Raw genomic sequence first — 10886 nt, 5'->3', positions numbered from 1 at the left:
CTCCTAGAAAACGAGATGGGTATGGCGTTGTTCCAGTCGCTGGCGTCATGACCTTCGTTGCAAGCACCCACGTTACAAAGAGACCTAGTTTGAAACTGGCCGTGTCCCTATCAGCTGTCATCGAAAGTCCTGGCACCCGGCGGCAACACCCCCCGGATTATGGAAACTACAGGGCAGGTAAGCCATACCGGGACCAGCGACTATCCCCATTATCAGGGACACTCACAAGGTAACGGGAGTGGGGCTTAAAAATTTTTGTAGTCCGCGAGCGCCGCAATGTGATCGGCGCTACAGTAGTGCAGTGTTAAAGGGGGAGCGGGTGCCCGCAACGATCCGCGCATGAAGTGAATGAGGGGGATTTTCTAGTGCGACGTGTGGTGGCAAGCGTACTTTTAATTTTTTTTGGATTTGCTGGGGCAGCTTGCGGCAACGAAGAGGCTGAAGGTGCTGTGAGCGGGGACTATGCCAAAACTGGAGGCTTATCCACAGACGATTTCCCTGTGGATAACCAGGCTCCGGAAGGAGCACAGGCGGATGGCCGTATGCTAAAACCTGAAGGGCACAAGGGGGTCTGGTTCGAAACGGAGCCGGAGAATCCGTGGGAACACTATGTGTGGGAATCGCAGAAATACGTGGGAGATCCGCTTGAGTTGCCGAAGCTGAAGGGGCAAAGACCGAACGATCCTTTGGAGGGGCTTCCTGATGTGTGCGACGAAAAAGTTGTAGAGCGGATGAAGGAGGTGGGGTTTGAGCTTCATGTAACTGGAGATGTGGGACCTATGTACAGTTGCCATTTCGCAGAAATTGACCCTGTTCAAGGACCTTTTAGGGCTGAGATCTTTAGTTTGGTTCTGGATCCTGATCGGCCGATTCAGCGATTTTCTAAAAAGGTTAGTTATGACGCCAGTAGGTCTGATGTTCGTTTGATCGGACTTCAGGAGGGAGGCAAGGATGATGAATGTGGAGTTGCCCAAGATATAAATAATGTAAGTTTCTATACTCTGAGTGGATTTTATAATAACGGTAAAGATATTCGCGAAGTATGCCAACTTTCGGAATGGTTTTTTCAAGTATTCGATAACGTTTCATAGGTTTTAGATAACGGGTGGGGAAAATGATCAAATTTCATATTTCTGCTTTGCATCGAGTTAAACAAAGCTTAAAGCAGGCGGGGGCTTCTCTTAAATTGTTACGACTTCAAAACTCGAAGCTCTCGAGCTACACCACTGTTCCCTCCTTGAGCGGGGCTTACACACAACACGCGTCGTTTTGGGATGGTCAGTCTGGTTCTGCAACTAATGTGCTCGACATCATGTATTCCAATGTGGAGTGGCTTCAGGAGGTATTCGCGAACCATATCCAAGACATGAGCCTCCAGGAATATTTCAGTGGAGAATCATTCGATCAGATTCACTCGAAGAAAATAGTTCAGGCTAATCAGGATTTCCGAGTATTTGTTCCGACTCGTGATTCTCGCTCCATTGACAACCTGTTGTACAACACCCCTGTCACTGTCGCGGAGGCGACAATGACGTTGCCGGCGCTTATTTCCGCCTTTCAAGGGGATGACTCTACGCCTTTCGCAGCGGCCAATGCCTGGGAGAGCGCAGCCAAGGCGCTCAAAGATTCCATGGAGAACTTGAAGAGCGCTTCTTCTGGTCTGGCCGGTTCTGCCGAAGGGTATTCCTTTGACATGGCGCGCGAAGCCATTGATGACGTTCACAAAACCGGACTGACAATCGCTGCAAACACCACCGCAATGGCTGGTTCTGTCCGACAATTCCCCGTTATACGCAACTCAAACCTCAAAGCGCTCGAAGCAATCCAAGCGTCGACCACACTCATCCCGGATCCCGCCGAACGGCTCCTTGCTGAGCAAGCTGCTATAGCCAACTTCGTTTCCGCAAATCTGCAGCCTTCACTCGAGTTGGTGCGTCCGCCCGTCTCTAACCTGGGCGTCCCAATCGTGGGGCACTCAGGTGGAGGAACTTTGGACGCCACCACCGTCTCTACTGCCTCCGCACACCCCACGGTCTCGCACATCAATGGCAACACAAATGCTGTAGCGCCAGCCAGTGCTACAGCCCACGGAAACCAAGCAGCCTCTGCAGCAGCACACGCACCGAAGCCGGCGCCTGCATCGGCAGCTACACAACCAGCTGCCACTCCGGGAGGCCTCCATGTCCCGGCGCACACACCTGCACCCGTGCAGCCTGCTGCGACTACAGCTCCCCACACTCCCGGCGTGGCGCACACAGCAACTACAACAACGGCACAAACACCGACCATCACTCAACATCCTGGCGCAGCCACGAATGCGTCAGCTCCTGGGCAAGGTGGTACTGGCATGGCAGACACAAACAACCTCATCAATGCACAAGAGCGCTTCGCTAACCGCGGAAGGGAAGCTGGGCGACCGGGAACCCTGGGCAACCTAAACGCCACTAGAGATTCCACACAACTCCGCGCTATCGGCGGCGGAAAAACACCAGGCTCCAGTACCGGATCTGGGCTACCAAAGGCGAACCTCCGCAATGTCTCCACCACAGCACCCCGCCCTAGCCTTCCCGGTAGCCTTAGCGCACCGAAATTCCAAGCCCTAACCGGCGACGGAGTTCACACGAACAATCCCAACGCCAACAAGGGAACCGCCGTTGCACCACATCGAGCTGCAGAGGCAAAGAATGGCGCTGGAATGAGGGCTGGTGGAAATGTGGCGTCAACAGCATTAGGTAGGGGCGTAGGCCACGGTGGGGCAGGCCGGGGCGCAAAGGCTGGACTGCGCAGTGCATCGCTGAAATACAACAAGCAGGATCGCTCTTACTTCCGCCGGCTCTTCCTAAGCGGTGAAGACCCACTGATTTCGGGGAAGAAGGGGCGCGATAGGAGGAAACGCGACGAAACTGCGCGTCAAACGGTACGAAAGGTGATTCGTTAGGTCTTTTCCCGGCGCGCCTAACGCAACACTGGCCACATGAACACCACAATGGTGGGCATGATTTTCTCCCGTAGTGACCAGCCCGGAATCAACGGCGCCACCCGTGACCTCACCGGACCCAAGGGATTTACTAAGGCCAAGATCTCCGAGGGCGACATCGCCATTGTCGACGAATCCGATATCAGCCGTGCAACCAGCCAGAAGCTCATCGACGCGCGCGTTTCCGCCGTCGTGAACGCTCAGCAATTCACCACTGGCCAAGTGCCAAACTTCGGCCCGCAGATGATGCTCGACGAAGGCATCCTGCTGATCGAAAATGCCGGTGAAGACCTGATCGCTAAGGTGAAGAACGGCAAGAAGGGGCGCATCGACGACGGCAAGGTCTACTACGGCGACCGCTCCATCGGTGGAGGCGAGATCCTCGACATGGATACCGCGTCCTCCCGCTTCGAAGACGCTCGCGAGGCGCTCGGCGACCACATGGAAGCGCTGTCCGGCAACATGTCTGAATTCGTCCGTTCCGAGGCTCCTCTGCTGGTCGATGGCCTCGGCATCCCGGATGTCGATGTGGACATGGACGACCGCAAGGTGCTGGTGGCAAGCCCTGACGCGCGTATCGAGCAGAAGCTTAAGGATCTGCGCTACTTCATGCGGGAGTACTCGCCGATTATCGTCGCGGTGGAAAACGCAGCCGACAGCTTGATCCAAGAGGGCTACCGTCCGAATGTAATCATCGGTGACCCGGAGAAAATCTCCAACGAAGCTCTGCGCAGCGGAGCCACCGTTGTACTGCCGGCAGACCCGGACGGGCATGCAGTGGGCCTGGAGCGCATTCAAGACCTGGGCGTGGGCGCCATGACTTTCCCCGCCGCCACGCAGAACCCGACTGATCTGGCTCTGCTGCTGGCAAACTACCACGGTGCTTCCATGGTGGTTAACCTCGGCGAGATCGAAGATCTAGATACCGTGTTCCAACGAGCACAGTCGCCGGATACTCCGTCGGCATTGATGTCTCGACTGCGAGTAGGTCCGCGGCTCGTTGATTCCACCGCTGTGGCCGAGCTCTACCGAGTTTCTAGGTCCGGCGGCGGCTGGATCTGGGCCATCCTGGGCATCCTGGTTGCACTCGCCGTCATCATCGCAATTATTGGGTTCTCGGGCGATGGTGCGTTCGTGGATAACCTCATCGACACCTGGAACAACTTCGCCCTGAGCGTGCAGGATCTGTTCAAGAGCTAGGCAGTAGACGGGATAAGCATGAGCAAAAACTCGAAAGGCTCCGCCGGCAAGGTTATCGCCGGCCTGAGCTTCGGCATCGCCGCAGGTACCGCATTGGGTTTCTTTGCCCTCGCGCCGAATGTGCCGGGTGGGCCAGTAGCGAAAGATTCCTCCGCCGCGCAGCAGCTGAAGGACGAAAAAGCCGCGCGTGACAAAGCCGAGGGACAGTCTGCCGCCAGCGACAAGGTTCTCGGTTCGGTTTCGGGCCCGGCGGTGCGCAATCTCTTGCGTGGTACCTCGGTTAATCTTTTTGTTCTTCCTGACGCCGACCAGGCCAATACCGATAGCCTCAAGCGCCTAATCAAAATGGCTGGCGGCAGCGTTAACGGTGTCATCGAGCTGACGGATAAGGCACTGAGTGCAGATAGCGGTGACTCTCTGAAGTCCATTGCAGCCAACTCTTTGCCAGCGGGTGCGAAACTATCGGAAGACAAACTGGATCCCGGTATGCACACCGGCCAGCTGCTGGGAGCAGCCCTGGCAGCAGGTGACAAAGAGGCCAGCGAAACTGATCGCGGCATAGCCCTCGGTGCTTTGTCCAACGAGGATCTCATTGCCTACCAAGGAGAAGCTCCAAAAGCCGCGGATCTGGCTCTGGTCGTAGGAGGCGATACCTCTGACGACGCGGCCCATGGCAACTACAGCACCAAATTCGTAGCTGACTTTGTCGCGGGGCTGGATTCTCGCACGAAGGGCGCTGTACTCGCAGCACAGGCAGGCAGCGCGGAAGATAACGGAGCCATTGGCCAGGTTCGTGCAGATAAGGATGCGAAGGAAGCAGTCTCCACGATCGACAACGTGGACACCGTAGCCGGACGCATCGCTACCATCCGTGCGCTAGGCCAGCAAAAGGACAACAAGGCGGGGCATTATGGGGCAGCTTCGAACGCGTCAGATGCTACGCCGGAATAGGCTTGTGTTAGGCTGAAACCCCGTAGATAGCGAAGTTTAAGCGTCGTTGATTCGGGAGTTACCTTGGCCACTAATCGTGCAAAGAACAGCACTAAATTCATTTTCGTCACCGGCGGTGTGGCGTCCTCGTTGGGCAAGGGGCTCACTGCGGCCAGCCTAGGACAGCTGCTTTCCTCCCGTGGCCTGCGTGTAACGATGCAGAAGCTGGATCCGTACCTCAACGTTGATCCGGGCACCATGAACCCATTCGAACACGGCGAAGTGTTCGTCACGGAAGACGGCGCGGAGACCGACCTGGATCTCGGCCACTACGAGCGTTTCCTGGATCGCAACCTCTCCGCTGCCGGCAATGTCACCACCGGCAAGGTGTACTCCAACGTGATCGCTAAAGAGCGTCGCGGTGAGTTCCTGGGCAAGACCGTCCAGGTGATCCCTCACATCACCGATGAGATCAAGGCCGCCGTGCTGGCTATGGGACAGCCAGACAAGAATGGTCAAGCGCCAGACGTAGTGATCAGCGAAATCGGCGGTACTGTCGGTGACATCGAGTCCCAACCTTTCTTGGAAGCTATCCGTCAGGTTCGCCACGAGGCGGGTCGCGAGAACATTGCCTTCATCCACGTTTCTCTGGTTCCTTATCTCGCTCCATCTGGTGAGCTGAAGACGAAGCCGACCCAGCACTCTGTCGCAGAGCTGCGCAGCATCGGTATCGTTCCGGATGCGATCGTCCTGCGCGCTGACCGTGAAGTTCCGCAGGCTATGAAGGCCAAGATCGCCTTGATGTGTGACGTGGACGAGGATGGAGTGGTTTCTTGCCCCGACGCTCCCTCCATCTACGACATCCCGAAGGTGCTGCACTCTCAGCACCTGGATAACTACATCATCCGTCGCCTGAACCTGCCGTTCCGCGACGTGGACTGGACGACCTGGGGCAACCTACTGGAAAGCGTCCACAATCCGAACGGCGAGGTCACCATCGGCATTGTCGGCAAGTACATTGATCTACCGGACGCTTATCTGTCCGTCGCTGAAGCCATTCGCGCTGGTGGCTTTGGTGCGAATGTTCGCGCTCGCGTGAAGTGGATTGCGTCCGACGACTGCGAGACGGAAGAAGCTGCCGCTGAAGCGTTGAAAGACGTCGACGGCGTGGTTATCCCTGGTGGTTTCGGCAACCGTGGCATTGAAGGCAAAATCGGCGCCATCACCTACGCCCGGAAGAACAAGCTGCCACTGCTCGGCATCTGCCTGGGTCTGCAGTGCATCGTGATCGAGGCTGCGCGCACTACGGGTCTCACGGATGCTTCTTCTACCGAGTTCGACGCCAACGCCTCCACTCCCGTCATCTCCACCATGGAAGAACAGAAGGCCGCTGTGTCGGGCGAGGCTGACCTGGGCGGAACCATGCGCCTCGGCGCCTACCCAGCCCACTTGGCAGAGGGATCCATGGTCGCAGAAATGTACGGCACCACCGATGTCTCGGAGCGTCACCGCCACCGCTACGAAGTGAACAACGCCTACCGCGAGCAGATCACTGAGGGGTCCGGGTTGCAGTTCTCCGGAACCTCCCCGGACGGCACCCTGGTGGAATTCGTTGAGTACCCGAAGGACGTGCACCCATACTTTGTGGCCACCCAGGCTCACCCGGAATACAAGTCCCGTCCGACTCGCTCCCACCCGCTGTTCCAGGGACTTGTAGACGCAGCCCTGAATCACCAGGCCGAGCGTTCCTAACCACACCCTCCTACACTGGGATGGCATGGATACACAGGGCACCAAAAGCAGCACACCGTACCGTGTCGTAGACAGCGAATTGCTGCTGGACGCACCGATTATCGGGGTGCGCCGGGACACGATCACTACCGCCACCGGAGAAGCTAAGCGAGAAATCGTGGAGCACTTCTCCGCTGTTGCCGTAGCCGCTGTGCGCGACGGTCACGTCATGATGATCCGTCAGTACCGCCACGGGGTGGGACGCCACCTGTGGGAAATCCCAGCTGGCTTGCTGGACATGGTGGGGGAGGATCCCCTTGATGCCGCTCGGCGCGAGTTGGCGGAGGAAGCTGGCCTGTCCGCGCAGACGTGGCATCTGCTGGGGGATGTTGTGACGTCCCCGGGGTTCAGCGAAGAGATGTGTCGCATCTACCTCGCCGAAGATCTGGACAGCGATCTCAGCGGCTTTGATCTCCCCGAGGCTGAGTTCGAGGAGGCGGAGATCGAGACGCGCTGGGTGCCGATCCCCGAAGCTATTGAATGGGTGCAGACGGGGAAAGTGGAAAACTCCATTGCCACTATCGCACTGCTGCACTTGGCAGCCGGTACCCGCCGCAATGTCACCGAGCCCTTTAACTATCGCTCCAGCCTTGCCGAGCGGCGCGCCGCCAGCGCTGAAGCAAAGCCGGGCACGGACATGAAGTTCATCCGTTGAGCCGCGAAGCAAACCATAAACTCGGCAGAGCCTACATCCGGCATCTAAAGACCGAACGGGACGTATCCGTACACACACTGTCGAACTACCAACGCGACCTGGATCGCTACCTGGAATGGCTGGATGCCAAGGCACTGGGAGATGTGACAGCCACAGATATCGAAGATCACCTCGTCTTTCTGCGTAAAGATCTCAACCTGGCGGCATCTTCGGCTGCTCGCGCGCTGGCGGCAATCCGCGGGTTGCATTCTTTCGCCCATGCCGACGGGCGCCTCCCCTTCGATGTGGCAGCGGACGTGCCCACGCCTTCCCAGGGCAGCTCTATTCCCAAGGCGCTAAGCCTCGCACAGGTAGAAGCTCTACTGAACGCTGTGCCGGCGGGGGACGGGGCGTCGCAAATAAATATCCGCGACCGTGCGCTCCTAGAGATGCTTTACTCGACCGGGGCGCGCATCACGGAACTGCTGGACCTCGACGTCGACGATCTCGACCGGGAACAACGCATGTTGCTGGTTCGCGGCAAGGGCGGCAAAGAGCGCATCGTTCCTCTGGGGCGCCCCGCGCTGCAGGCTGTGGAACGCTACCTGGTGCGCGCGCGTCCAAGCCTGAACAAGAAGGGCAGCCCGGCGCTGTTCCTCAACAACCGTGGGGCGCGGTTGGGTAGGCAGTCGGGCTTCAAAATCGTCGCGCAGGCAGCGGACGCGGCGGGGCTGCAGCATGTCTCGCCGCACAGTCTGCGGCACAGCTTCGCCACCCACCTGTTGGAAGGTGGCGCGGATATTCGCGTGGTGCAGGAACTCTTGGGCCATGCAAGTGTGGCGACGACACAGATCTATACCAAGGTCAGCCCTGAGCACTTGAGGGAAATTTGGGCCTCATCCCACCCCCGTACCTAGCGCGCCTGATAATCTCTAGGGTGTAATTATCGGTTGAATAGAATAATCAAGGGAAAGGGCTTGACGGGATAGCTGATGTCACGTTCACAGTCACACGCGGATGCGTTGTTTGATAAGCCCGATCAGCGCATCGGCCTCACTGGCCGACCGATCAAGGAGCTGCCGGATCCGGAACCGCTGGATCGCCACGGCCCGGCCTCCATCATCGCGATGTGCAACCAAAAGGGCGGAGTGGGCAAGACCACCTCGACGATCAACATTGGTGCCTCGTTGGCTGCCTTCGGCCGTAAGGTTCTGCTGGTTGATCTGGACCCGCAGGGTGCGCTGTCGGCCGGATTGGGAATCAGCCACGACGAACTGGACGTGACCGTCTACAACCTTCTGGTCGATTCTTCTACTTCGATTTTTGACGCCATCCATTCCAGCCCCGTCGACGGTCTGGATGTCGTGCCGGCGAATATTGACCTGTCGGCTGCAGAGATCCAATTGGTCAACGAGGTCGGACGCGAACAAGCACTGGCCCGTGCGCTACGTCCCGTCATGCGTGACTACGACTTCATCATCGTCGACTGCCAGCCCTCCCTCGGCCTGCTGACGGTAAACGCACTGAGTTGCGCGGACTCCGTGATCATTCCCGTGGAGTCCGAGTACTTCTCGCTGCGTGGCTTGGCGCTTTTGATGGATACGGTGGACAAAGTCCGTGACCGCTTGAACTTCAAGCTGGAAGTTCTGGGCATCCTGGTGACTATGTTCGACCGCCGCACTCTGCACGCTCGCGAGGTGATGGAGCGGCTGGTGGAGGCATTCGGGGATAAGGTCTTCGACTCCGTGATTACCCGCACCGTGCGCTTCCCGGAAACTTCCGTGGCAGGCGAACCGATCAACACGTGGGCACCGAGCTCCTCCGGCGCTGTACAGTATTCGAACCTGGCAAAGGAAGTCATTGAGCGCGTCGCTCAGCAAATCTAATCTGCCGGAGCCCCCAGAGCAGTCCGAGCAGCCGGAACAGCCTGAGATCACCGGCTTCCGAGTGGCCCTGGCTAACTTCGACGGGCCTTTTGACCTATTGCTGCAGCTGATCCACTCCCACAAGCTGGACATCACCGAAGTGGCCTTGGCGCAGGTCACCGACGAGTTCATTGCCTACACAAAAAACCTCAGTTCTAGCGCGGAGGACTTGGACGAAGTCACGGAATTCCTCGTCGTCGCCTCTACGTTGCTGGACTTGAAAGCCGCCCGCCTGGTTCCACGCGGTGAGGTGGAAAGTGAGGAAGACCTCGCGCTGCTGGAAACCCGTGACCTTCTGTTTGCCCGTCTGCTGCAATACCGCGCGTATAAGCAGGTGGCGAGCCTTTTCGCCGAGTGGCAGCGAGATGCCGCTAGGGCGTACCCGGCCAGCCTCTCATTGGAGGAACACCATGCGAACCTGCTGCCGGAGGTGAAGATCGGCAAAACCGCAGATGAGTTCGCCGAGTTGGCCGCTGCCGTGTTCCGCCCCCGCCCCGATCATGTAGATACCGGCCACATTCACCAGGTCGCAGTGTCCGTCCCCGAACAAGCCGGCCGGATCCTCAACACGCTAAAGGTTGCCGGAGAGAACACGTGGGTAACGTTTAACGCGTTGATCGCCGATGCAGAGTTGAACATGATCGTCGTCGGGCGTTTCCTGGCACTGTTGGAGCTGTACAAGGCACGGGCCATCGGCATCGAGCAGCCCGAGGCACTGCAGGAGATGTCGGTGGCCTGGACCGGGCTGGATGTCGATCCGGCTGTGGTGGCGGCCAGCAACTGGGAGTAGGCGTCATAAAGAAAGGCACGAAAGGCACACACCATGAGCGACTTGAACCCCAACCCCGCGCCGCTGCCGCAGGTCTCGGTGCTGCGCAGCCGTGTTGAATCGCTACTTCTTGTAAGCGATGAGGCAGTGACGCCCACAGAGCTCGCCCGCGTACTTTCCAACGAGGAGCACGCGGTGCCAGAAGCGGAGGTGGCGCAAATTTTGCATGAGATTGCGGCGGAATACGACGCACGCGGCAACGGTTTTGAACTGCGCGAACACGAAGGAGCCTTTCGGCTGTACACCCGGCGCTCCAACTCGGAAGTGGTGGAGGCCAAGCTGTTGGACGGCACGCAGCAGAGGCTAAGCCGCGCAGCTTTGGAGACCCTGGCGGTGGTGGCCTATCGGCAGCCCGTAACGCGTAGTCAGGTTGCGGCTGTGCGTGGCGTGAACTGCGACGGTGTGATGCGTACGCTCTCTTTGCGCGGGCTGATCGCCGAGACAGGGGAACAGGGCGGAGCGCATCTTTACTCCACCACCGAGCTCTTCCTTGAGCAGATCGGCATCGAGTCGCTGGAGCAGCTTCCGGATCTGGCGCCGCTGCTGCCGGAGGTCGATAGCATCGATAGCTTGGACAATATCGACAGTTAAGTGGGGGAA

Annotated in this window: 10 protein-coding genes; all 10 read left to right on the top strand. The window is 58.3% G+C overall.

Translation table 11 applies throughout. From position 1 onward, the window contains the following. Positions 1-344 precede the first annotated feature (344 nt). Complete coding sequence (locus ACUY2T_RS04595; protein WP_448307731.1) at positions 345-1091, top strand: hypothetical protein; 747 nt, start codon at positions 345-347, stop codon at positions 1089-1091. A 275-nt stretch (positions 1092-1366) separates the two neighbouring features. Continuing rightward, positions 1367-2938, top strand: a complete 1572-nt coding sequence (locus ACUY2T_RS04590) for a hypothetical protein (protein ID WP_448307730.1) — start codon at positions 1367-1369, stop codon at positions 2936-2938. Between the two features lie 36 nt (positions 2939-2974). Further along, positions 2975-4177: a putative cytokinetic ring protein SteA gene (gene steA, locus ACUY2T_RS04585; protein WP_448307729.1), complete on the top strand. Its 1203-nt coding sequence runs from the start codon at positions 2975-2977 to the stop codon at positions 4175-4177. Between the two features lie 18 nt (positions 4178-4195). Further along, positions 4196-5128, top strand: a complete 933-nt coding sequence (locus ACUY2T_RS04580) for a copper transporter (protein WP_293791160.1) — start codon at positions 4196-4198, stop codon at positions 5126-5128. Positions 5129-5191: 63 nt separating this feature from the next. Continuing rightward, a complete protein-coding gene (locus ACUY2T_RS04575) occupies positions 5192-6859 on the top strand; it encodes a CTP synthase (RefSeq protein ID WP_448307728.1) in 1668 nt (555 codons plus the stop codon). A 25-nt stretch (positions 6860-6884) separates the two neighbouring features. After that, positions 6885-7553 (top strand): NUDIX domain-containing protein, encoded by a 669-nt coding sequence (locus ACUY2T_RS04570; RefSeq protein ID WP_448307727.1) that lies wholly within the window; start codon positions 6885-6887, stop codon positions 7551-7553. Continuing rightward, positions 7550-8449: a tyrosine recombinase gene (locus ACUY2T_RS04565; protein ID WP_293791164.1), complete on the top strand. Its 900-nt coding sequence runs from the start codon at positions 7550-7552 to the stop codon at positions 8447-8449. Before ACUY2T_RS04570 ends, ACUY2T_RS04565 begins: the two co-directional genes overlap by 4 nt. Before the next feature lie 75 nt (positions 8450-8524). Next, positions 8525-9418 carry a ParA family protein gene (locus ACUY2T_RS04560; RefSeq protein ID WP_448307726.1) on the top strand — a complete coding sequence of 298 codons (894 nt, stop codon included), beginning with the start codon at positions 8525-8527 and terminating at the stop codon, positions 9416-9418. 61 nt (positions 9419-9479) lie between these two features. Continuing rightward, positions 9480-10247 (top strand): segregation and condensation protein A, encoded by a 768-nt coding sequence (locus tag ACUY2T_RS04555; RefSeq protein ID WP_448307739.1) that lies wholly within the window; start codon positions 9480-9482, stop codon positions 10245-10247. 33 nt (positions 10248-10280) lie between these two features. Then, positions 10281-10877 (top strand): SMC-Scp complex subunit ScpB, encoded by a 597-nt coding sequence (gene scpB, locus ACUY2T_RS04550; RefSeq protein WP_448307725.1) that lies wholly within the window; start codon positions 10281-10283, stop codon positions 10875-10877. Positions 10878-10886: the final 9 nt, after the last annotated feature.

Source organism: Corynebacterium sp. 22-2729 (assembly GCF_053479475.1).
The sequence above is the reverse complement of the archived record's forward strand: the minus strand, read 5'-3'. Positions and strand labels throughout refer to the sequence as shown.